Raw genomic sequence first — 22267 nt, 5'->3', positions numbered from 1 at the left:
TCAGCGCTTGAGCTTGGCGAAGGCATCCGCCATGGCGCTGTTCGCCGGCGCCGCCGCGCCGCGGCCGCCGCCATCCGGACCCGGACGGCGTGCGCCGCGATCGCCGCCGCGCGGGGCCGGCGCGCTTGCGCCGCTGCCGCGGCGCACGGGCTCCGCCGCGTCGTTCAGGCGCATCGTCAGCGCCACGCGCTTGCGCGCCGCGTCGACTTCCAGCACCTTCACCTGCACGGTCTGGCCCACGCGCACGACGTCGCGCGGATCCTTGACGAATTTCTCGGCCAATGCCGAGATGTGCACCAGGCCGTCCTGGTGCACGCCGATGTCGACGAAGGCGCCGAAGTTGGCCACGTTGGTGACCACGCCTTCCAGCACCATGCCGGGATACAGGTCGTTCAGCGTCTCGACGCCTTCCTTGAACTGGGCGGTCTTGAACTCGGGGCGCGGATCGCGGCCGGGCTTTTCCAGTTCGCTGAAGATGTCGCGCACGGTGGGCAGGCCGAAGCGCTCGTCGGTGAAGTCGGCGGGCGACACGCCCTTCAGGGCATCGCGCTGGCCGATGATCTGCTTCACGTCGGCCTTGATGCGCGCCACGATGCGCTCGACCACGGGATACGCCTCGGGGTGCACCGAAGAGGCATCCAGCGGATTGTCGCCGTTCGGGATGCGCAGGAAGCCCGCGGCCTGCTCGAAGGCCTTGTCGCCGAAGCGCGGAACGTCCATCAGTTTCTTGCGCGTCGGGAACGCGCCGTTGGCGTCGCGCCAGGCCACGATGTTCTTGGCCAGCGTCGAGTTCAGGCCCGACACGCGGGTCAGCAAGGCGGCCGAGGCCGTGTTCACGTCCACGCCCACGGCGTTCACACAGTCTTCCACGACGGCATCCAGCGAACGGGCCAGCTCGCGCTGGTTGACGTCGTGCTGGTATTGGCCCACGCCGATGGCCTTGGGATCGATCTTGACCAGTTCGGCCAGCGGGTCCTGCAGGCGGCGGGCGATGGACACCGCGCCGCGCAGCGTCACGTCCAGGTCGGGAAATTCGAGTGCGGCGGTTTCCGAGGCCGAATACACCGAGGCGCCGGCTTCCGACACCACCACGCGGGTCAGCCGCAGGTCGGGGAAGCGCGCCATCATGTCGGCCACCAGCTTCTCGCTTTCGCGCGAGGCCGTGCCGTTGCCGATGGCGACCAGTTCGACCTGGTGGCGCGCGGCCAGCGCGGCCAGCGTATTGATGGTCCCTTCGCGGTCGCGGCGCGGCTCGAAGGGGTACACGGTGGTGGTGTCGACCACCTTGCCGGTGCGGTCGATCACCGCGATCTTGCAGCCCGTGCGGATGCCAGGATCCAGGCCCAGCACGGCCTTGGGGCCGGCCGGCGCGGCCAGCAGCAGGTCTTTCAGGTTGGCGGCGAACACGCGGATGGCCTCGGCTTCGGCGCTGTCGCGCAGGCGGCCGAACAGTTCGCTTTCGAAGGCCGTCAGCAGCTTTACGCGCCAGGTCCAGCGGCACACCTCGGCCAGCCAGCGGGCGCGAGGGGGGGCATCCAATGCGAACAGGTTGTCGGCGGGCCGCCCCGAGACAGCCTGCGCCCCCCTGGGGGGCAGCGAGCCGGCAGGCGTGGCGTGGGGGCCTTCACCATTGCCCAATTTGAGGAACGTGGCCACGCGCGCCACGCAAGGATGGGGCGTCAGCGCTTCCTGGTCGGCTTGCAGGCCCACGCGCAGTTCCAGCACGCCTTGCTGGCGGCCGCGCAGCAGCGCCAGGATACGGTGCGAGGGCAGAGTGCGCAGCGTCTCGTTGAAGTCGAACCAGTCGCGGAAGTTGGCGCCTTCGGTTTCCTTGCCGTCCGCCACCTTGGAATACAGCACGCCGGTGCTCCACAGGTGTTCGCGCATGTCGGCCAGCAGGTCGGCGTTCTCGGCATAGCGCTCGGCCAGGATGTCGCGCGCGCCGTCCAGCGCGGCCTTGGCATCGTTGATCGAGGCCTCGGGATTCAGGTATTGCGCGGCCAGCGCGGCGGGATCGCAGGAAGGATCGGCCAGGATGGCGTCGGCCAGCGGCTCCAGGCCGGCTTCGCGGGCAATCTGGGCGCGCGTGCGGCGCTTGGGCTTGTAGGGCGCGTACAGGTCTTCGAGCCGCTGCTTGGTGTCGGCCGAGGCGATCTCTGTCCGCAGCTCGGGCGTCAGTTTGCCCTGCTGGCTGATCGATTCGAGGATCGCGATACGGCGCGTTTCCAGTTCACGCAGGTAGCCCAGGCGCACTTCCAGGTCGCGCAGGACGGTGTCGTTCAGGGCGCCGGTGGCTTCCTTGCGGTAACGCGCGATGAACGGCACCGTGGCGCCGCCATCCAGCAGCTCGACGGCGGCGGCCACCTGCGTGGCGCGCACCTGCAGTTCGGTGGCCAGTTGGGCGATGATCCGGGCGGTGTCGGGCACGGCGCTCGTGGAGGCGGAGGGTTGAGTCATCTTCGCTATGGCTGAAATACGAACAAGCGCCGGATTTTGCCATAAGCGACCCGCGCCTCCGCGGGGGCGGGCTCCGCCGGGACGAGTGTGTCCTCTGGTTTCCAGGTGGGATGCCGGGCCGCAAACCGCCGCAGGCGGCGCGGCACGGGGTTTTGCCGGACGGCGAAAGCCGCCGGCCCAAGCGTGGCGAAACGGTCGCATGCCGCCGCTCCAGGGCCGCCGTCCAGCGGGCGGCGGCGCGGCGGAAACGTCCCTGTCGAGGACTGACGGGGGCGGCCCCGGGTATCATGGAGGTCATCTTCGCGCCCCCCGCCATGCTGCATCCGGACATCACCGAATTCTTCGCCCCCGACGGCCCCCTGGCCCAAGCCTTGCCCGGCTATCTGCGCCGCGACGCCCAGGTCGACCTGGCCCAGGCCATCGAGCGCACCATGGCCCAGCGCGGCACGCTGGTGGCCGAGGCCGGCACGGGCATCGGCAAGACCTGGGCTTATCTGGTGCCGGCCTTCGCGCGTGGCGGCAAGGTGCTGGTGTCCACCGGCACCCGCACGCTGCAGGACCAGCTATATGCCCGCGACCTGCCGCGCGTGCGCGCCGCCCTGGCGCTGCCGGTGACGGCCGCGCTGCTCAAGGGGCGCGGCAACTACGTGTGCCACTACCACCTCGACCGCCTGCAGGGCGACGAGCGTGCCCTGAAGAACCGCGCCGAGATCGCCCAGCTGCGCCAGATCCAGGTCTTCGCCAACATCTCCAAGACCGGCGACCGGGCCGACCTGGCCCAGATTCCCGAAGACGCCGACATCTGGCAACGCGTCACCTCCACCCGCGAGAACTGCCTGGGACAGGACTGTCCGCGCATCCGCGACTGTTTCGTCGTCAAGGCGCGCCGCCAGGCGCAGGAAGCCGACGTGGTGGTGGTGAACCACGCGCTGTTCATGGCGGACATGGTGCTGCGCGAAGAGGGCGTGACCGACCTGCTGCCGGAAGTGGACACCGTCATCTTCGACGAGGCGCACCAGTTGCCGGACACGGCCACGCGCTTCCTGGGCAACAGCGTGTCCACGCACCAATTGCTGGATTTCGGCCGCACCATGGAGGCCGCCGGCCTGGCCTATGCGCGCGAGGCCGCGAAATGGGGCGACGTCTCGCGCGAGGTCGAGACCGCCGCCCGCGAACTGCGCCTGGCCTGTGCCTCGCTCGAGCGCGTGCCGGGGCGCAAGGCCACGTTCGAGGCCATGCCTGAACCCGAGGTGTTCGACGCCGCGCTGGCCGTGCTGCGCAAGACGCTGGAAGCCGCCACCCGGGCATTGGCCGGCGTGGCGGAAAAGCATCCGGACCTGATGGCGGCCGCCCGTGGCGGCGCCGATCTGGTCACCCGCCTGTCGCGCTGGGCGTCGCCGGGCCGCCCGGGCGCCACCGAGGCGGCGCTGGATCCGGGCTGGGGCTCGGACGCCAATGGTCCCGAGGCCCAGGCCGTGGCCGAAGCCGCCGAGCCGGCCGTCGCCGCCGCCCGCGAGGCCGCCCAGGCCGTGCTGCGGGAAGCCGCCGCCGAGGCGTCCTGGACGGGGCCCGCGGTGCGCTGGGTCGAGCACGGGCAGCATCACGTGCGGCTGCATGCCGCGCCGCTGTCGGTGGCGCAGGCGTTTTCACGCCACCGCAAGCCGGGCCAGGCGTGGATCCTGACATCGGCCACGCTGTCCGTGCATGGCGACTTCAATCACTTCACCAGCCAACTGGGCCTGGATGACGCGGAAACCGGCCGCTGGGAATCGCCGTTCGACTACGCCACCCAGGGCCTGCTGTACGTGCCGCAGGGCATGCCCGAGCCGCAATCGCCGCGTTTCGTCGAGCGTTTCGTCGAGACCCTGATGCCGCTGCTGGAGGCCAGCCCGGGCGGCGCGCTGGTGCTGTGCACCACCTTGCGCGCCGTCGAGCGGGTCGCCGAGGGCCTGAAGGATGCCTGCGAGGACGCCGGCCACGAATGGCCCATCCTGCGCCAGGGCGAAGCCACGCGCCGCGACCTGCTTGAGCGATTCGTCAAGCTGAAGCATCCGGTGCTGGTCGGCAGCGCCAGCTTCTGGGAGGGCATCGACCTGCCCGGCGACGTGCTGACGCTGGTGGCCATCGACAAGCTGCCGTTCGCCCCGCCCGACGATCCCGTGATCGAGGCCCGCCTGCGCGCCTGCCGGGCCCGCGGCGGCAATCCGTTCGAACAGTACCAATTGCCCGAGGCCGCCATCGCCCTCAAGCAGGGCGCGGGCCGGCTGATCCGCACCGAAAGCGACTGGGGGGTGCTGGTGGTGGGCGATGCCCGTCTGGTCGAGAAGCCCTACGGCAAGCGGCTGTGGCGCGGCCTGCCGCCATTCGCCCGCACGCGCGACATGGACGCGGCCCTGGCGTTCTACGCGCGCCGCTCGTCGGGCACGTTCCAGGACTAGAACCCGCCATCCGCCTTCGGATGGCGGCAGTCCATGCCGCCCCCCGATGGCCGCGCGCCCAGGCGGATCAACGCGAGAAGGGATTCCACCAGCTCTTTTCCGCGGCCAGGCCGTCGGTCTTGAACTTGCTGTTGGGGTAGTTCTTGTTCAGCACGCGGCCGGCGTCCGCTTCCAGGTCTTTCATGCCCAGCTTGCCGTAGGACTGCTGCAGGATGTACAGCGCTTCCTCGGCGGCCGGCACGCCTTCGAAGTCGGTGATGACCGTCTGGGCACGGTTGGCGGCGGCCAGGTAGGCGCCGCGCTCGTAGTAGTAGCGCGCCACGTAGACTTCGTTCATGGCGATGGCGTTGACCAGCCAGGTCATGCGCAGTTGCGCGTCGGCCGCGTAGCGGCTGTTGGGATAGCGCTTGAGCAGTTCGGCGAAGGCGTCATAGGACGCGCGCAGGCCCTTGGGATCGCGCTCGGCGGGATCCTGGCCGGTGAGGTTGGTCATGAAGGCGCTGGCGGGCGTGAAGTTGATCAGGCCCTTCAGGTACAGCATGTAGTCGGTACCGGGATGGTTCGGATACAGCTGCTGGAAACGGTCGATGGCGGCCAGGCCCTGCTCGTTCTCGCCGTCCTTCCAGTTGACGTAGGCCAGTTCGATCAGGGCCTGCTGGGCATGGACGCTGAACGGGTAGCGGCTTTCGATGGAGGTCAGGCGGGTACGGGCGTTGTCCCAGTTGCCGGCGGAGACTTCCTCCTTGGCGTCGGCGTAGAGCTGTTCGGCGCTCCAGCCGGCGGTGGGGTCGTAGTCGCTCTTCGAGCCGCCGCAACCGGCGATCAGCAAGAGGGCCGATAGCGCGATCGCCGCGCGCAGGGCCGGCCCGCGTCGGAAGCCGGAAGACGAGGGAGCTGCGGTGCGGTGAATCACGAGGCGAATTTCCTAAGTGGTAGCATGGCAGGCCGATTATATGATTTGTCTCCATGTCCGACACAGCCGTCTCCACAGACCCGCTTTCCGACGATGAACCGTTCGTGATCGCGCTGCCGCTGCGGACCCAGGCCGACCGGCTGGACAAGGTGTTGGCGGGCCTGCTGCCGGGCCATTCGCGCAGCCGCCTGCAGGGCTGGATCGAGGCCGGCCACGTACACGTCAACGGCGAACCGGCCAAGGTGCGCCAGATCGTCGGCCCGGGCGACCGCCTGGCCGTCTGGGAACAGCCAGCTCCCGAAGACCTGGCGTTCTCGCCCGAACCCATCGATTTCACCGTCGTGGCCGACAGCGCCGACTGGATCGTGGTCGACAAGCCCGCCGGGCTGGTCACCCATCCCGGCGCCGGCAACTGGAGCGGCACGCTGCTCAACGGCCTGCTTCACCGTTATCCCGAGCTGACGCGCGTGGCGCGCGCCGGCATCGTGCACCGGCTGGACAAGGACACTTCCGGCCTGATGGTCGTGGCGCGCACCGAGCTGGCGCAGACCCATCTGGTGCGCCAGTTGCAGGCCCGCACGGTGGGCCGCGAATACCTGGCGCTGGCGCAGGGCTGGCTGCGCGCCGAGGGCAGCGTCGACCGGCCCATCGGCCGGGACGCGCGGGTGCCGGTGCGCATGAGCGTCGAGCGCCCCGTGGCGGCCAAGCCCGCCATCACGCACTACCGCGCCGACCGCCAGGGTGTCGCCGCCGGCGACAAGCCCGTCACGCAGGTGATCTGCCGGCTCGAAACCGGCCGCACCCACCAGATCCGCGTGCACCTGGCCAGCCTGGGTCATCCCCTGCTGGCCGACGCACTGTATGGCGGCAATGCCCTGGCCGGCGCGCAGCGCCAGATGCTGCATGCGCGCGCGCTGCGTTTCGACGACCCCGGCGGCGCCGGCCTGGTCGAATTCCGCTCGGCGCTGCCCGCCGACATGATTGCCGTACAGGATGCGATTCAATGGAATACGTGATCGGTGAGCTGCCCGTGGTGGGCGGCCAGCGCTGGCCGGGGGTGAGGTATTTCTGCACCACCCGTGGCGGCGGCGTGGGCACGGCCCCGCACGACACGCTGAACCTGGGCCTGCGCGCGGGCGACCGCCCCGGGGTGGTGGACGAGAACCGCAGGCGCGTGCGCGCCGTCGTGCCGTCCGAGCCGCTGTGGCTTCGGCAGGTGCACAGCGCCGACGTGGTCGACGCCGATACCGACGAGCGCCACGAACCCGCCGCCGACGCCAGCGTCACCACCCGGCCCGGCCGGGTGCTGGCCGCGATGGCGGCGGATTGCCTGCCGGTGATCATGGCCGACGGCCAGGGCACCGTGCTCGGCGTGGCGCATGCGGGCTGGCGCGGCCTGGCTGGCGGCGTGCTGGAAAACACGCTGGCCGCCATGCGCGCCAAGGCGCCCGGCGCCCGGGGCTGGCGCGCCTGGATCGGCCCCGGCATCGGCCCGTCGGCCTTCGAGGTCGGCGAGGACGTGGTGCGGGCCTTCGCCGATGGCGATGCCGAGGCCGCGGCCTTCTTCGCGCCGCGTCCCGAGGCGCCCGGCAAATGGCTGGCGGATCTGCCGGGATTGGCGCGCCTGAGACTGGTGCGTGCCGGCGTGGCCGAGCCCGAGCTCAGCGGCCTGTGCACCGTCACCGATCCGCGCTTCTTCTCGTACCGGCGCGACAAGGAAACCGGGCGCATGGCGGCGCTGGCCTGGCTGGCGCCGCGCGGCACGCGCGAGGGCGAGTAGGCCGTCCGCCGAGGGCGCCCCGACCTGACCCTGACTCGCACGGTTGCCGTGAACAAGGCTCGCGCGGGCGGCATGTGCGGGCCGCGCCGATGCCGCCATACTGCGCTGCAGCATGAATCCTCGCGCCATTCCCCGTATCCTTGTTGTATTCCCGCATTGACAGTGTTTGGTGCGCCATTCACCATCGTCTCGCGCAGTTCCGATAACAAGGTGTCGCAGTGACCGCTCATCTTTCCGCTACATGGCCCGTTCCGGTGAGCGTGGCGCCGGATGCCCTGGCCGAGATCCAAGCCGACTTCTCGCGTGACTGGCTGCGTTTGTGCGAAGACGCCAAGCGTGGCGCGCTCCCGGCTCCGTCCGACCGCCGTTTCGCCAGCGCGGCATGGATGACCAATGCCCAGCACGCGCTCATCGCGCATGCCTACCTGCTGTCCGCGCGCGCCATGACCCGCATGGTCGACGCCGCCCAGGTCAGCGAGCCGGTGCGCGAACGCCTGCGCTTCTCCATCATGCAGTGGGTCGACGCGCTGTCGCCCGCCAACTTCCTGGCCTTCAATCCCGACGCGCAGCAATCGATCGTCGAGACGGCCGGCAAGGCGCTCACCGCCGGCATGTCGAACCTGCTGAACGACCTGCAGCGCGGCCGCATCAGCCAGACCGACGAGACCCAGTTCGAGATCGGCGTGAACGTCGCCACCACGCCGGGCCAGGTCGTGTACGAGAACCGGCTGATGCAGCTGATCCAGTACGCGCCCACCACCGGCACCGTCCACCAGCGTCCGCTGGTCGTGGTGCCGCCGAACATCAACAAGTACTACATCCTCGACCTGCAGCCCGGGAACTCCTTCGTGCGCCATGCGGTCGAGCAGGGGCACACGGTGTTCATCGTGTCGTGGCGCAATCCGGTGCCGGCCGACAACGACGGCGTCGATACCGCCACCTGGGACGACTACCTCGACGAGGCCGTGCTGCAGGCGCTGGCCGTGGCGGCCGACGTCACCGGCCAGCCGCAGGTCAATGCCCTGGGCTTCTGCGTGGGCGGCACCATGCTGGCCTCGGCGCTGGCGCTGGCGCATGCGCGCGGCGAGCATCCGGCCGCCTCGCTCACGCTGCTGACCTCGCTGCTCGATTTCCACGACACCGGCGTGCTCAAGGTCTTCGTCGACGAAGGCCATGCGCTGCTGCGCGACCATCAACTGGGCCGTGGCGGACTGATGCCCGCGCGCGACCTGGCCACCACGTTCTCGTTCCTGCGGCCCAACGAGCTGGTCTGGAACTACGTGGTGGGCAACTACCTGAAGGGACAGACGCCGCCCCCGTTCGACCTGCTGTTCTGGAACGCCGACAGCACGAACCTGCCGGGGCCGTTCTTCGCGTGGTACTTCCGAAATATGTACCTGGAGAACAATCTCAAGGTGGCGGGACGCACGCAGGCCCGCGGCGTCCCGCTGGACCTGACGCGCCTCGACCTGCCGGCCTATCTGTTCGGCTCGCGCGAGGACCACATCGTGCCCTGGACGTCCGCGTACGCGTCCACGCAATTGCTGCGCGGACCCAAGCGATTCGTGCTGGGGGCATCGGGGCACATCGCCGGCGTGGTCAACCCGCCGGCGCGCAAGAAACGCAGCTACTGGGTGGGCGCCGACGGCGCGGCCCTGCCGGGCGACCCGAATGCCTGGCTGGCCGAGGCGGTCGAGCATCCCGGCAGTTGGTGGACCGACTGGGCGCAATGGCTGGGCACGCAAGCGGGTCCGCAGGTGCGCGCCCGCAGCAAACTGGGTAACGCCCGGCACAGGCCGATCGAGCCGGCGCCGGGCAGGTACGTGAAAGTCAGAGCCGTCTGATCGTCCGCCGCGGCGGCGAACCAGGTATCGGCATAGAAACGTGTGGGGCACAACGGAGGATTTCCCATGAGCGGCAAGATTGCATACGTGACTGGCGGGATGGGCGGCATCGGGACGGCCATCTGCCAGCGCCTGGCCAAGGACGGTTTCACGGTCGTGGCGGGTTGCGGCCCCAGCCGCAATTACCAGCAATGGCTGGACGAGCAGGCGGCGCAGGGCTACACCTTCCACGCCTCGGTCGGCAACGTGGCCGACTGGGACTCCACCAAGGAAGCCTTCGAGCGCGTCGTGCAGGCGCTCGGTCCGGTCGAGGTGCTGGTGAACAATGCCGGCATCACGCGTGACGGCCTGTTCCGCAAGATGTCCGTGGACGACTGGCGCACCGTCATCGACACCAACCTCAACAGCCTGTTCAACGTCACCAAGCAGGTGCTGGACGGCATGGTCGACCGGCAGTGGGGCCGCATCATCAACATCAGTTCGGTCAACGGCCAGAAGGGCCAGTTCGGGCAGACGAACTACTCCACCGCCAAGGCCGGCATCCACGGCTTCACCATGGCGCTGGCGCAGGAAGTGGCCAGCAAGGGCGTCACCGTCAACACCATTTCGCCGGGCTACATCGGCACCGACATGGTCCGCGCCATCCGCCCCGACGTGCTGGAGAAGATCGTCGCCACCATTCCGGTGCGCCGCCTGGGCACGCCCGAGGAAATCGCCTCGATGACGTCCTGGCTGGCTTCCGACGAATCCGGCTTCGCCACCGGCGCCGACTTCTCGCTCAACGGCGGCCTGCACATGGGTTGAGCGCGGTCGCCGCCGCTTCGATCACGCCCGCGGGCGCCGTTCGAGGAGGGCGGTAGCCCGGCGGTACACTGACAACCAACGCGATTAGAAGAGATCACCCGATCTCGGGGACAGTCATGACGCAAGCACAGAACGGCGCCACGGTGCGCCTGATCAAGAAGTATCCGAACCGCCGCCTGTACGACACGCAGACCAGCACGTACATCACGCTGGCCGACGTGAAGCAGCTGGTGCTTGCGAACGAGGAATTCCAGGTCATCGACGCCAAGAGCAGCGAGGATCTGACGCGCAGCATCCTGCTGCAGATCATCCTGGAAGAGGAGAGCGGCGGCATGCCGATGTTCTCGTCGACCATGCTGTCGCAGATCATCCGTTTCTACGGCCACGCCATGCAGGGCATCATGGGTTCGTACCTGGAGAAGAACATCCAGGCCTTCATGGACATCCAGCAGCGCATGGCCGAGCAGTCCAAGGGCCTGTACGGCAGCCAGTTCGGCCCCGAGGCCTGGGCGCAGTTCATGAACGTGCAGACGCCGATGCTGCAGAACATGATGAACAACTACATCGACCAGAGCAAGAACCTGTTCGTGCAGATGCAGGATCAGATGCAGGATCAGACCCGCGCCATGTTCTCCACCTTCCCGTTCCCGCCGGGCGGCACGCCGGGCGGCCGCAAGTAAGAAGCCGCCCACGGGGAACGCATGCGTCCCCAGCGGCAGCATGCATGACGATTCAGTGAAACGTCAGTTCAACGCGGTACCATTATTGAAAATGGTTCTTGTTTAAAAACTGCGCGACGTGCTCCGGGGCGCGTCGGAACTGAAGGAAGTACTGATGATCAAGCACGCCATGGCGCTGGCTATGGGCCTGGGTCTTTCGGTCGCCGCCCAAGCGGCTGAATATCCCATCGGCAAGCCGGTCCAGAAGGGCGGCATGGAAATCGGCGCGGTCTACCTGCAGCCGATCGAAATGGACCCGCCGGGCATGATGCGCGCCGCCAAGGATTCGGACGTGCACCTCGAGGCCGACATCCATGCCACCGCTGACAACAAAAGCGGTTTTCCCGAGGGCGAATGGGTTCCGTACCTGACGGTCAAATTCGAGATCCAGAAGGCCGGCAGCGCCAACGTCATCAAGGGCACGTTCATGCCCATGGTGGCCAACGACGGTCCGCACTACGGCGACAACGTCAAGCTGGAAGGCCCGGGCAAATACCACCTGAAGTACACGATCCTGCCGCCGGGCGCGGATGGGATGAGCCATTTCGGCCGCCATACCGACAAGGAAACCGGTGTCGCGCCGTTCCCCGCCGCGTTCGACCTGGAGTACGACTTCGTCTACGCCGGCACCGGCAAGAAGGGCGGCTACTGATGCGCTGGCTGCTGGCCGCCGTGCTGCTCGCGTGGTCGGCGGCCGCCGCCGCCGACATGCCGACCTTCACGCTGACGTTCAAGCCCGATGGCACGTTCGAGCCCGCGCGGCTCGAAGTGCCGGCGGGCCGTTTCAAGATCGAACTGATCAACGAAAGCAACGAGCCGGTCGAGTTCGAGAGCCTTCCGCTGCGCAAGGAAAAAGTGCTGGGCCCCGGGGTCAAGTCCTTCGTGGTGATCACCATCTCGCGTCCCGGCGAGTATCCCTTCTTCGACGATTTCCACCAGCAGGTGCGCGGCACGCTGGTGGTCAAGCCCGAGTAGCGCGAATACAGGGCGGCACGGAACATGGAACAGGTTCTCTTCATCGTATGGCGCGAAAGCGTCGAGGCATTGCTCGTGGTGGGCATCCTCTATTCATGGCTGCGGGCCTCGCCCGAAGGCCGCCGCGGCATGCCCTATCTGTGGGGGGGCGTGGCCGCCGGCCTGGGATTGGCCCTGGCCCTGGCGCTGGTGCTGCTGGGCGTGTCGTCCTGGCTCAGCGACGAGGGGCAGGAATGGTTCATGAGCGGCATGTCGCTGGTGGCGTGCGCGCTGGTGGTGCAGATGGTCGTGTGGATGAAACGGCACGGCCGCACGCTGAAGGGCGAACTGGAAGGCGGCGCGCGCCAGTCCGTGGCCCAGGACAACTGGTGGGGCCTGCTGGTGCTGGTGATGATCGCCGTGGCGCGCGAAGGCAGCGAGACGGTCGTGTTCCTGTACGGCACGGTGTCGGCGGCGCAGGGCGAGTCGCCCTGGATGCTGGCGCTGGCCGGCTTGGCCGGCCTGGGCATCGCCTTCCTGACGTTCTGGCTGCTGCAACTGGGCGGCAAGCTGATCACCTGGCGGCGTTTCTTCAAGGTGACCGAGATCCTGTTGCTGCTGCTGGCTGGCGCGCTCTTGATCGGTGGCCTGGACCGCCTGATCTCGCTGGGCGTGGTGCCGCCTGTCGTCGATCCGATCTGGGACAGTTCCTGGTTGCTGGACGACAGCAGCGGCATCGGCAAGGTCCTGGCCGACTTCGCAGGTTATCGTGCCTATCCCGCGCTGGTTTCCGTCCTGTTCTGGCTGGCCTACTGGGTGGTGGTGTGGGCGCTGTTGCGCCGCGCCGGCCGCCAGGCGGCCGGTGCATCGGCCCGCCCGGCGGTGCAATGAACTTCACGGCTTGAACGCGCGCCCCTGGGCGCGCAAGGTTTGAATACATGGCTGCCGTACTCGGACGGGCAACCGTCCGCATCGCCGACTTCCTCCGCGACCACGCCCCTTTGCTGCGCAGGCTGCAATGGGGCATTGTCGTGATCTACGCCTTCCTGTTGATCGTGCCGCCGATGTTGCCGCTGCCGGACAACGCGGCGTCGGTCTTCAACAATCTGACGGTGGTCGCGCAGTTCGCCTTCTGGGGGGTCTGGTGGCCGTTCGTGCTGGTGTCGATGCCCATCCTGGGCCGCGCCTGGTGCGGCTGGCTCTGTCCCGAGGGCATGCTGACCGAGTGGGCCAGCGAGCGCGGGCAGGGCCATGCCATTCCCAAGTGGATGCGCTGGGGCGGCTGGCCGTTCATGGCCTTCGTCATCACCACCGTCTATGGACAGTTGGTCAGCGTCTACCAGTATCCGCTGGCGGTGCTCGCCGTGCTGGGCGGCTCGACCGTGGCCGCGATGATCGTCGGCTGGCGCTACGGCCGCAGCAAGCGCGTCTGGTGCAAGTACCTGTGCCCGGTCAACGGCGTGTTCACGCTGCTGGCCAAGCTGGCGCCCTGGCATTTCAAGGTGAACGAAGAGGCGTGGCGCCATCCGGTCATCCGCATCGAGCCCGTGAACTGCGCGCCGCTGGTGCCGCTGCGCCACATGAAGGGCGCGGGCGACTGCCACGTCTGCGGCCGCTGCAGCGGCTACCGCGGCGCCATCGCGCTGACGCCGCGTTCGCCCGAGGAAGAGATCGTGCAGGTGGCCGATGGCGATCCCTGGCAGACCCTGCTGATCTGCTTCGGCATGATGGGCGTGGCCATGGGCGCGTTCCTCTGGAGCGCCAGTCCCTGGTACGTCACGCTGAAGCAGGCGGTGGCGACCTGGCTGGTCGAGCGCGACATCCTGTGGCCGCTGATGGACAACGCGCCCTGGTACATCCTCACGCACTATCCCGAGGCCAACGACAGCTTTTCCTGGCTGGACGGCAGCGCCATCCTGGTGTTCTGCGTGGGCGCCGCGGCCGTGATCGGCGGCGCGTCGTTCCTGTCGCTGTGGCTGGCCGACCGGCTGGCCCCGTTGAAGGAGTCGGCCACGCGCTTCGGCGGCGTGCACAAGCTGGCGCAGGCGCTGATCCCGTCGGCCGGCATCGGTGTGTTCCTGGGCCTGTCGGCCACCACCATCACGCTGCTGCAGCATGAAGGCATGGGCACGCATTGGGTCGCGCCCGTGCGCTTCACGCTGCTGGCCCTGGCGGTGCTGTGGTCGCTGCGGCTGGGCTGGCGCGTGCTGGCGCGGCGCCCGGCGGGCCTGGCGCGCCGGGCGGCTGCCTGGGTGGCTTTCGCCGCCGGGATCGCGCCGTTCTGCTGGGCCTGGGTGCTGTTCTTCGCGCTCTGGTGATGTCGCCACGGCCCGCCTCTGGCGGCGGGCCGCGCCATGCGCGGCGCATGCCATGGCAGACGGGGTGCGAGCCTGGGCGATCCTGCCTGGCATGTGCCCCACGATCCCGCTGGGCGGGCGGTTCGACCAGCACAGTTGAACCCGCGCGGACCGGAACAGAGATGCGCTAAGGTGTCGGGCATTCGTCCCGCTCCGGAGCCCTCGCATGCCGTCCTATACCTATCACCTTGTCAACGTGTTCGCTGAAAGCACTTTTGGCGGCAACCCCCTGTGCGTCTTCGAGGATGCGCGCGGCATGGACGACGCGCTGATGCAGAGCCTGGCCTTGCAGTTCAACCTGTCCGAAACCACCTTCATGCTGCCGTGCGACGCGGCGCATGCGCGGGTGCGGATCTTCACGCCGGGCTACGAGATGCGCTTTGCCGGCCACCCCACGCTGGGCACGGCGCACGTGGTCAGCCAGGTGCAGCGCGCCGGCGATGCCGTGACGCTGGAAGTGAAGGCGGGGCTGGTGCCCGTGGTGGCGCAAGGCAATCTCTGGACCCTGACCGCCCCCACCGACGGCGCGCCGCGTACCTCGCGCGTGTCCGCGCCGGCGGCCGAGGTGGCGGCTTTGCTGGGCCTGTCGGCGGACGATCTGCTGGATGAACCGATGCGCGTGGACACGGGTAACGACCAGATGCTGGTGCCGCTGAAGAGTTTCGACGCCGTGCGCCGCGCCATGCCGGATGCCGGGCGCGCCGACTGGCCGACGAACAGCCTGGGACGCCGCACCGCTTATGTGTTCGCTTTCGGCGACCCGGCGGCCGATGGCCGCCAGACCGTGCTGGCGCGGCATTTCTTCGTCAAGCCGGGCGGCGGCGTGGTCGAGGATCCCGCCACGGGATCGGCCTGCGCCAACCTGGGGGGCTGGCTGCTGAGCCAAGGCCGCGAGCTGCCGGCTAGGCTGGTGGTCAGCCAGGGCGAGCAGGTGGGACGGCCCAGCACGCTTTACCTGGACGTGACCGAGGACGGCAAGATCAAGGTCGGCGGCCGGGTGATTCCGCTGGGGCGGGGCGAGGTGACGGTGTGAACGCCAGGGCTTTGCCCGTGCGGTAGGCGTGCCCCAGGCGTCCCGGACTTCAGCCAGGCGTTCGGGGCGCCGGTCCAGCACCTTCAACCGTTTCGATGCCGTTCCAGGTCATGGCGCGCCGCCGGGGCGGAAGCGCGCGCGTCGCGCCTGCACGGGGGCGGCCACGGCCGGCGGCCGGATCGGCACGCCCGCTCCATGGAAAACGCCCCTGGACCGGCCCTCGAATCCAGACCGTGGTCCGGGTATCGAAGGCCCGTTCAGGGGCGTCGCTGGAGACGACGTGAAGGCCTTACTTGGCCTTGCCCGGGTCCACCTTGATGTCGTTCTTGACCTGCTTGACGCCGTCGACACCGCGGGTCACGTCAGCCGCATGGTTGACCTGCTCGCTGGTGGCGACGCTGCCCGTCAGGTTCACGACACCATCATTGGTTTCCACGGCGATATCCAGGGCGCTCAACGCCTTGTCCGCCACGAACGCCGCGCGCACCTTGGTGCTGATCGTGGCGTCCGTCACGTATTCGCCGACGGATTGCTTGTCGCCTTTGCCGTCCGCCGCGACGGCCGGCGCGGTCACCGCCACACCGGCGCCGATCACGGCCGCGGCCATCCATTTACGGGTGATCATGGCTGGTGTCCCCCGTTACCGTCGGAAGGCGCCGCCCAGGATCGACAGCAGGGCCAGGACCAGGAACACGAAGAACAGGATCTTGGCGATACCCGCCGCGCCGGCGGCGATGCCGCCGAAGCCCAGGACCGCCGCGATGATGGCGATGACGAAGAAGACTACCGCGTAATACAGCATGGTGTTTCTCCTCTAGATACGAAATGCGGGAAGCGCTGCGCGCCGGTTCAGGGGTTGCGGTCGAAGAATTCGCGCACTTCGCGCTGGGCGTCTTCGCGCGTCTTGCCGTAACGTTCCTGGACCAGGCCGGCCAGACGTTCGGCATTGCCCTCGGTGCGGGTCAGTTCGTCGTCGGTCAGGTCACCCCAGGCCGCCTTGGCCTTGCCCTTGAGCTGCTTCCACTTGCCAGCAACGATGTCGTTGTTCATGTCGTCTTCTCCTAGCGAGAGTGCGGCGGGTCTCCGATGGCCGTCGGTTGGCGCCGCGAGGGATATGAAAGCTGATCAGCTGTCCGTGGGACCCACTACACCAGTCGCCCCCATGGGGTGTCAAACAGCCGGTGTGGGTAAATGTAAGCACGCCAGGTGCCCGTTTCGTGGGGCTTTCCGGGCAGGCGAGGGCACGGCCGCAAAGGCCGCATAGGAGAGCGGCCGGGGGATGCCGTGACGGCGCTCCAGGAGGAAGAGACGGGTCACCCAGGCGGCTGTTACACCTGGGTGACCATTTGACCGGCTTTGAGGGGAGTACGTAACCGAGGCTATCGCGGGGCTATCGCGCCGGCGCCACGGAAACGGCGGCATTGCGCTCGGCCACGCGCTGCGCGATGTGAGCCAGGGCCTCTTCGACCTGGTCGACCAGGATCAGGCACAGGTCGCCCGCCGCCAGGCGCGCCAGCGCCGTGTCGATGGCCAGGAACTCGCCGCGGATCTCGTCGATCCTGCTGGCGCGGCGGGCATTGGCCAGGCCCGCGCGCAGCAGCGCCAGCACCTCGCCGTCCTCGCGGCCGCGCTGGCACTGGTCTTCGTACAGCACCAGGTCGTCGAAGGCGTCGCCCAGGATCTCGGTCTGGCGGCGCAGGTCTTCGTCGCGGCGGTCGCCCGCGCCGCTGATCACGACGCTGCGGCGGCTGGCGGGCAGGGCGTCCACGGCCTTGACCAGGGCCAGGATGGCGTCGGGGTTGTGGCCGTAGTCGGCGATCAGCGTGGCGCCGCCGTAGTCGAACATGTTGAAGCGGCCGGGAGCGGTGGCGGCGTCGTTGACGAAGCCGGCCAGGCCCGAGCGGATCGTTTCCCAGGGCACGTCCAGCGCCCAGGCGGCCGCCACGCAAGCCATGGCGTTGTCGACCTGGAACACGATGTCGCCGCCGCGGGTCAGCGGAATGGCCGACAGCGGCAGTTCGACGCGCATCTCGCCCTGTTGGGCCACGATGGCGTCGTTCTGGCGGACCACCACGCGCTGGCCCTGGGCCCGGTGCGTGGCGATGATGGGATGGTCAGGGTCGGCGGCGAAGAAGGTGACCGAGCCCGGGCAGGCGCTGGCCATCTCGGCCACGATGGGGTCGGCGGCGTTCAGCACGGCCATGCCGCCGGGGCGCACGTACTGCACGATCACGCGCTTGACCACGGCCAGGTCTTCCACCGTGCTGATGTAGCCCAGGCCCAGGTGGTCGCCCTGGCCGATGTTGGTGACGATGGCCACGTCGCAGCGGTCGAAGGCCAGGCCTTCGCGCAGGATGCCGCCGCGCGCGGTCTCGAACACGGCCGCGTCCACGCCGGGGTGCAGCAGGATGCGGCGCGCGCTGCGCGGGCCGCTGCAGTCGCCGGTGTCGATGCGGTGCGACTGCACGTACACGCCGTCGGAGTTGGTCATGCCCACGCGGTTGCCGGCGCAGGACAGCAGGTGCGCGGTCAGGCGCACCGTGGTGGTCTTGCCGTTGGTGCCGGCCACGGCCACCACCGGAATGCGGCCGTCCTGGCCGTCGGCGAAGATCTGGCCGATGATGGCCTCGCCCACCGGACGGCCCTTGCCGAACGAGGGGTTCAGGTGCATGCGCAGGCCGGGCGCGGCGTTCACTTCCACCACGCCGCCGCGCTGGTCTTCCAGCGGCAGGTGCACCGTTTCGGCGACCACGTCCACGCCACAGATGTCCAGGCCGATCATGCGGGCGGCCGTGACGGCGCGGGCCGCCAGGTCGGGATGGACTTCGTCGGTCACGTCGGTGGCGCTGCCGCCGGTGCTGAGGTTGGCGTTGTTGCGCAGCACGACCAGCGTGCCGGCGGGCGGCACGGTGTCGGCGCCGTAGCCTTGCTTGGCCAGCGTGGCCAGGGCGATGTCGTCGAAGCGGATGCGGGTGAGCGACGTGGCGTGGCCGTCGCCGCGCAGCGGGTCGGCGTTGACCTGCTCCACCAGTTGGCGGATGGAGTGCACGCCGTCGCCCGTGACCTTGGGCGGGTCGCGGCGCGCGGCCGCCACCAGTTGGCTGCCCACCACCAGCAGGCGGAAGTCGTGGCCGGGAATGTAGCGCTCGACGATGACCTCGGCGCTGATCTCGCTGGCGGCTTCATACGCCTGGAAGACGCGTTCGCGCGTATCGATGTTGACGGCCACGCCGCGGCCCTGGCTGCCGTCGCGCGGCTTGACCACGACCGGGCCGCCCAGTTCCTGCGCGGCTTCCCAGGCGCCTTCGGCCGAATCGGCCACGCGGCCACTGGGCACGGGCACGCCGGCGGCGTCCAGCAGCATCTTGGTCAGGTCCTTGTCCTGGGCGATGGACTCGGCGATGGCGCTGGTGTTGTCCGTCTCGGCGGCCTGGATGCGGCGCTGGCGGCTGCCCCAGCCGAACTGCACCAGGCTGCCCTGCGTCAGGCGGTGATACGGGATGCCGCGCGCCACGGCGGCCGCCACGATGGCGCCCGTGCTGGGGCCCAGGCGGATGTCCTCGTCCAGTTCGCGCAGCTTGTGCAGCGCGTCGGCCAGATCGAAGGGCTGGTCGTCGACGGCGGCCTGCAGCAGCCTCTGGGCCAGTTCCAGCGCCAGCTTGCCGACGGATTCCTCGCTGTACTCGACCGCGATCTGGAACACCCCCGGCTCGATGGTGGCCTGCGTGCGGCCGAAGGTGACCGGGCAGCCCGCATGGGCCTGCAGGCTGAGCGCGACCGTCTGCAGCACGTGGGCCATCGACAGGGCGCCCAGGTGGCCTTCGGGGCGCAGCAGGCCGATCAGCGGAAAACGGGCGCGCATCCGCGCCTCGAACTCCGGCGTGTCGTCGATGGAGCACTCGGTATCGCTGCAGGCCACGATGGCCTCGATGGCCGTATTGCGGCTCCAGAGATTGGGGCCGCGCAGGGCGCGGATGCGGGAGACTTCCATGGCGGATTTTTCCTTTTCTTGACGGAAAAAAGAGTGCTGAAAATGTAGGGCCTGTTGACACTGGGCCGTCCCGACGTCTTCGGGACGGCCGGACGTACGGAAATCAGTCCTGCTGCTGGATCCAGCGCCGCACCATCCCGGTGACCGGTTCCGCGTTGGCTTCATCGGACTGCAACAGCACGAACTCGCCCGGCCTGGCCTGGGCCAGCACCGCGCGGATCGCGTCGGCATGGTCGGGCTCGTCCGCCACCTGGGTCGCGCGGCCGCCCTGGAGGGCGCCCTGGCGCAGCAGCGCCCGGGCCTGGCCGGCGGGCCGCTTGGTCGAGATGGTGGCGTCGTCATACAGCACCACGCTGTCGAAAGCCTGGCCCAGCAGCCTGCCTTGCTCGACCAGGGCATCGTCGCGGCGGTCCACGCCGGCGCCGTACACCACGGTGCGGTGCGTGCCGCCGAAGTGGCCGATGGCCTCGATGAGCGCGCGCAGGGCCGGCGCGTTGTGCGCGCCGTCCACCACGACGGTGACGCCGTCGCGTTCGAAGACGGTGAAGCGCCAGGGCGCGTCGTTCTGGTCGACCCCGAAGGTCTCGACGCCGGCACGGATGACTTCCAGCGAGAGGTCCAGCGCCCAGGCCGCGGCGACCGCGGCCAGCACGTTCTCGACCTGGAAGCCGGCACGGCCGCCGCAGGTCAGCGGCACCGCGGCGATGTTGGCCACGGGCTGTTCCTCGCGGCCGCGCGCCAGCACGATCTGGCCGTCGCGCACCGTGACGGCGCGCTTGCCCAGCGCCAGGTGCGAAGCCAGGGTCGGCAGGGCAGGGTCCATCCCGAAATACACGACCTCGCCGTCGCACAGGCCGGCCATCTCGACCACGCGCGGATCGCGCGCATTGAGCACGGCGGCGCCGCCGGGCAGGACGACGTCGACCTGCGTGCGGAACACGCCGTACAGGCGGTCGGCGTCGTTGATGTCGAAGTCGCCCAGGTGGTCGCCTTCGTCGATGTTGGTGACCACGCCGATCTGGCAGCGGTCGTAGGCCAGGCCCTGGCCCAGGATGACGCCGCTGTCGTTCTCGATGACGGCGGCATCCAGCGAACGGTTCATCAGCAGGCGGCGGCTGGAGGCCCAGTTGGCGCGGTCGCCGGCCTGCACCAGGCGGCGGTCGATGTACAGGCCCTCGCTGCAGGCCAGGCCGGTCTGGCGGCCGGACAACTGCAGCAGGCGGGCGATCAGGCGCGACACCACGGTCTTGCCGTTGGTGCCGGTGACGCCCACCAGCGGAATGCGGCCGTCGTCACCGGCGGGGAACAGGTGGTCGACGATGGCGCGGCCCACGGGCTGCGGATTGCCGTCGGCGGGCTTCAGGTGCATCAGCAGCCCGGGGCCGGCGTTCACTTCCACGATGGCGCCGCGCTGCGCGTCCAGCGGGCGCGAGATGTCTTCGGCCACCAGGTCGACGCCCGCGATGTCCAGGCCCACGGCGCGCGCGGCCAGCACGACGGCGGCGGCGGTGCTTGGATGCACGCGGTCGGTGACGTCGAAGGCCACGTTGCCGCTGCGCTGGATGAGCACGCGGCGGCCGGCGGTGGGCACGGTCTGGGCCGTCATGCCCTGGCGGGATATCTCCAGGCGGGCCGCGGAGTCCAGGCGCACCGGGTTCAGCGGGCAGGTCTCGGCCCGGCCGCGGCGCGGATCGGTGTTGATCTGGATGTCGATCAGGTCTTCGATGGTCGATTTGCCGTCGCCCGTGACCCAGGCAGGCTCGCCGGCGGCGGCGGCCACCATGCGGCCGCCCACCACCAGCAGGCGGTGCTCGTTGCCCAGCACGAAGCGCTCGACCATGACGCCGCTGCCTTCCTCGACGGCCACGGCATAGGCCGAGTCGACTTCCTGGCGGGTCATCAGGTTGGTGAACACGCCGCGGCCGTGGTTGCCGTCATACGGCTTGACCACCACGGGCAGGCCGACGTCCTCGGCGGCGCGCCACGCGTCCTCCATGCTTTCGACCAGGCGGCCTTCGGGCACGGGGACGCCACAGGTCTCCAGCAGCGACTTGGTCAGGTCCTTGTCGCGCGAGATGCCTTCGGCGATGGCGCTGGTGCGGTCCGTCTCGGCGGTCCAGATGCGGCGCTGGCGCGCGCCATAGCCCAGTTGCACCAGATTGCCGTCGAACAGGCGGATGTAGGGGATGTCGCGGTCATCGGCGGCATCGACGATGCAGGCCGTGCTGGGTCCCAGGCACAGCGAGTCGACCATGCCGCGCAGCCGCGAGACGGCGCTGTCCACGTCGAACGGCCGGTCCTCGATGGCGGCCATCACCAGGTCGCGGGCCTCTTGCAGCGCCGAGCGGGTGACGTCTTCCTGCCAGGCGCGCACCACGACCTTGTAGACACCGCGCGTGGAGGTCTCGCGCGCCTTGCCGAAACCGCCGGGCAGGCCGGCCAGGTTCTGCAGTTCGAGCGTGACGTGTTCCAGGATGTGGCCGGGCCAGGTGCCTTCCTTCAACCGCATCAGGAACCCGCCCCGTACGCCCGGGCTGCAACGGTGCTCGATCAGGGTCGGCAGCCACGTCGACAGACGTTCGTAGAATCCAGGGATAAGATTGGAAGGGAAGTCTTCCAGTTCGCCGATGTCCACCCAGGCTTCCAGGACGGGGCGATAGGTCCAGATGTTCGGGCCGCGCAGAGCCACGACATCAAGGAATTCAATGTCTCGTTTCTTCATGGATATACAGAGAAAGAACACAGGCTGGCATGGCAGGCATACCCCCGGAGTTGTTATGGCTTGTCTGGGGGGCGTCTTGGGGAGCAGCGCCGGTGCGTCGCTGGACGATTTTCCTATCGGGAAAGTGGGGTGTATCGAGCGCTACTATACGCCGCCTTTATGGCCGTATAAACTCGCGCCCTCGTGTCGGTCCCCTGACATGTTGTTACCAGGGGACAGACTAACCCGCGGTGGGGCAGGGGCGGTTTTCCTTCC

At 69.0% G+C, this 22267-nt stretch carries 18 protein-coding genes; 11 read left to right on the top strand and 7 right to left on the bottom strand.

Annotation, left to right across the window (positions count from 1 at the left end):
• The gene (gene tex, locus A6745_RS09550) at window positions 1-2457 is read right to left on the bottom strand and encodes an RNA-binding transcriptional accessory protein Tex (RefSeq protein WP_066126259.1); all 2457 of its coding nucleotides are present in this window, start codon (window positions 2455-2457) and stop codon (window positions 1-3) included.
• 314 nt (window positions 2458-2771) lie between these two features.
• On the opposite strand from tex, the gene A6745_RS09545 reads away from it, so the two are divergent.
• Window positions 2772-4895, top strand: coding sequence for an ATP-dependent DNA helicase (locus A6745_RS09545; protein WP_066126483.1), 2124 nt, complete (start codon window positions 2772-2774; stop codon window positions 4893-4895).
• 67 nt (window positions 4896-4962) lie between these two features.
• On the opposite strand, the gene A6745_RS09540 is transcribed toward A6745_RS09545, so the two are convergent.
• Window positions 4963-5754 (bottom strand): outer membrane protein assembly factor BamD, encoded by a 792-nt coding sequence (locus A6745_RS09540; RefSeq protein WP_066126481.1) that lies wholly within the window; start codon window positions 5752-5754, stop codon window positions 4963-4965.
• Window positions 5755-5861: 107 nt separating this feature from the next.
• Between A6745_RS09540 and A6745_RS09535 the strand changes: the two genes are divergently transcribed.
• The 10 genes from A6745_RS09535 (at window position 5862) to A6745_RS09490 (ending at window position 15299) form a co-directional block, all read left to right on the top strand.
• Window positions 5862-6824 (top strand): RluA family pseudouridine synthase, encoded by a 963-nt coding sequence (locus A6745_RS09535; protein WP_066126256.1) that lies wholly within the window; start codon window positions 5862-5864, stop codon window positions 6822-6824.
• Window positions 6812-7588 (top strand): peptidoglycan editing factor PgeF, encoded by a 777-nt coding sequence (gene pgeF / locus A6745_RS09530; RefSeq protein ID WP_066126253.1) that lies wholly within the window; start codon window positions 6812-6814, stop codon window positions 7586-7588. The genes A6745_RS09535 and pgeF overlap by 13 nt, the downstream gene beginning before the upstream one ends.
• A gap of 218 nt (window positions 7589-7806) precedes the next feature.
• Window positions 7807-9432, top strand: a complete 1626-nt coding sequence (phaC, locus tag A6745_RS09525; RefSeq protein WP_066126248.1) for a class I poly(R)-hydroxyalkanoic acid synthase — start codon at window positions 7807-7809, stop codon at window positions 9430-9432.
• A gap of 66 nt (window positions 9433-9498) precedes the next feature.
• Window positions 9499-10236 carry an acetoacetyl-CoA reductase gene (phbB, locus tag A6745_RS09520; protein ID WP_066126245.1) on the top strand — a complete coding sequence of 246 codons (738 nt, stop codon included), beginning with the start codon at window positions 9499-9501 and terminating at the stop codon, window positions 10234-10236.
• A gap of 116 nt (window positions 10237-10352) precedes the next feature.
• Window positions 10353-10916, top strand: coding sequence for a polyhydroxyalkanoate synthesis repressor PhaR (phaR, locus tag A6745_RS09515; protein ID WP_066126242.1), 564 nt, complete (start codon window positions 10353-10355; stop codon window positions 10914-10916).
• Window positions 10917-11070: 154 nt separating this feature from the next.
• Window positions 11071-11607, top strand: a complete 537-nt coding sequence (locus tag A6745_RS09510; protein WP_066126239.1) for an iron transporter — start codon at window positions 11071-11073, stop codon at window positions 11605-11607.
• Entirely contained in the window at window positions 11607-11930 is a 324-nt protein-coding gene (locus A6745_RS09505) for a cupredoxin domain-containing protein (protein ID WP_066126237.1), read from the top strand. The genes A6745_RS09510 and A6745_RS09505 overlap by 1 nt, the downstream gene beginning before the upstream one ends.
• 24 nt (window positions 11931-11954) lie before the next feature.
• A complete protein-coding gene (locus A6745_RS09500) occupies window positions 11955-12800 on the top strand; it encodes an FTR1 family iron permease (RefSeq protein ID WP_066126234.1) in 846 nt (281 codons plus the stop codon).
• A gap of 47 nt (window positions 12801-12847) precedes the next feature.
• Window positions 12848-14227, top strand: coding sequence for a 4Fe-4S binding protein (locus tag A6745_RS09495; RefSeq protein ID WP_066126230.1), 1380 nt, complete (start codon window positions 12848-12850; stop codon window positions 14225-14227).
• A gap of 205 nt (window positions 14228-14432) precedes the next feature.
• Entirely contained in the window at window positions 14433-15299 is an 867-nt protein-coding gene (locus A6745_RS09490) for a PhzF family phenazine biosynthesis protein (RefSeq protein ID WP_066126227.1), read from the top strand.
• A 289-nt stretch (window positions 15300-15588) separates the two neighbouring features.
• Here A6745_RS09490 and A6745_RS09485 read toward each other — a convergent pair whose 3' ends face one another.
• From A6745_RS09485 to cphA (A6745_RS09470), 5 genes are all read right to left on the bottom strand, one after another.
• Window positions 15589-15924 carry a BON domain-containing protein gene (locus A6745_RS09485; RefSeq protein ID WP_066126225.1) on the bottom strand — a complete coding sequence of 112 codons (336 nt, stop codon included), beginning with the start codon at window positions 15922-15924 and terminating at the stop codon, window positions 15589-15591.
• Window positions 15925-15939: 15 nt separating this feature from the next.
• Window positions 15940-16101: a DUF1328 domain-containing protein gene (locus A6745_RS27775; protein ID WP_082852992.1), complete on the bottom strand. Its 162-nt coding sequence runs from the start codon at window positions 16099-16101 to the stop codon at window positions 15940-15942.
• Window positions 16102-16148: 47 nt separating this feature from the next.
• Complete coding sequence (locus A6745_RS09480; RefSeq protein WP_066126222.1) at window positions 16149-16349, bottom strand: CsbD family protein; 201 nt, start codon at window positions 16347-16349, stop codon at window positions 16149-16151.
• A 340-nt stretch (window positions 16350-16689) separates the two neighbouring features.
• Window positions 16690-19290: a cyanophycin synthetase gene (cphA, locus tag A6745_RS09475; protein ID WP_066126219.1), complete on the bottom strand. Its 2601-nt coding sequence runs from the start codon at window positions 19288-19290 to the stop codon at window positions 16690-16692.
• Window positions 19291-19393: 103 nt separating this feature from the next.
• Window positions 19394-22012: a cyanophycin synthetase gene (gene cphA, locus A6745_RS09470; RefSeq protein ID WP_066126215.1), complete on the bottom strand. Its 2619-nt coding sequence runs from the start codon at window positions 22010-22012 to the stop codon at window positions 19394-19396.
• Window positions 22013-22267 lie beyond the last annotated feature (255 nt).

It is taken from the genome of Bordetella ansorpii, assembly GCF_900078705.1.
Classification (GTDB): Bacteria; Pseudomonadota; Gammaproteobacteria; order Burkholderiales; family Burkholderiaceae_B; genus Bordetella; species Bordetella ansorpii_A.
This window is presented reverse-complemented; position numbering and strand designations above follow the sequence as displayed.

Excerpts from the sequence above, each read along its gene's own strand:
- phbB (WP_066126245.1), top strand. The coding sequence starts at position 9,499 with ATGAGCGGCAAGATTGCATACGTGACTGGCGGGATGGGCGGCATCGGG.
- pgeF (WP_066126253.1), top strand. The coding sequence starts at position 6,812 with ATGGAATACGTGATCGGTGAGCTGCCCGTGGTGGGCGGCCAGCGCTGG.
- A6745_RS09500 (WP_066126234.1), top strand. The coding sequence starts at position 11,955 with ATGGAACAGGTTCTCTTCATCGTATGGCGCGAAAGCGTCGAGGCATTG.
- phaR (WP_066126242.1), top strand. The coding sequence starts at position 10,353 with ATGACGCAAGCACAGAACGGCGCCACGGTGCGCCTGATCAAGAAGTAT.
- A6745_RS09535 (WP_066126256.1), top strand. The coding sequence starts at position 5,862 with ATGTCCGACACAGCCGTCTCCACAGACCCGCTTTCCGACGATGAACCG.
- A6745_RS09495 (WP_066126230.1), top strand. The coding sequence starts at position 12,848 with ATGGCTGCCGTACTCGGACGGGCAACCGTCCGCATCGCCGACTTCCTC.
- cphA (WP_066126219.1), bottom strand. The coding sequence starts at position 19,290 with ATGGAAGTCTCCCGCATCCGCGCCCTGCGCGGCCCCAATCTCTGGAGC.
- A6745_RS09545 (WP_066126483.1), top strand. The coding sequence starts at position 2,772 with ATGCTGCATCCGGACATCACCGAATTCTTCGCCCCCGACGGCCCCCTG.
- A6745_RS09485 (WP_066126225.1), bottom strand. The coding sequence starts at position 15,924 with ATGATCACCCGTAAATGGATGGCCGCGGCCGTGATCGGCGCCGGTGTG.
- cphA (WP_066126215.1), bottom strand. The coding sequence starts at position 22,012 with ATGAAGAAACGAGACATTGAATTCCTTGATGTCGTGGCTCTGCGCGGC.
- A6745_RS09505 (WP_066126237.1), top strand. The coding sequence starts at position 11,607 with ATGCGCTGGCTGCTGGCCGCCGTGCTGCTCGCGTGGTCGGCGGCCGCC.
- A6745_RS09490 (WP_066126227.1), top strand. The coding sequence starts at position 14,433 with ATGCCGTCCTATACCTATCACCTTGTCAACGTGTTCGCTGAAAGCACT.
- A6745_RS09510 (WP_066126239.1), top strand. The coding sequence starts at position 11,071 with ATGATCAAGCACGCCATGGCGCTGGCTATGGGCCTGGGTCTTTCGGTC.
- tex (WP_066126259.1), bottom strand. The coding sequence starts at position 2,457 with ATGACTCAACCCTCCGCCTCCACGAGCGCCGTGCCCGACACCGCCCGG.
- A6745_RS27775 (WP_082852992.1), bottom strand. The coding sequence starts at position 16,101 with ATGCTGTATTACGCGGTAGTCTTCTTCGTCATCGCCATCATCGCGGCG.
- A6745_RS09480 (WP_066126222.1), bottom strand. The coding sequence starts at position 16,349 with ATGAACAACGACATCGTTGCTGGCAAGTGGAAGCAGCTCAAGGGCAAG.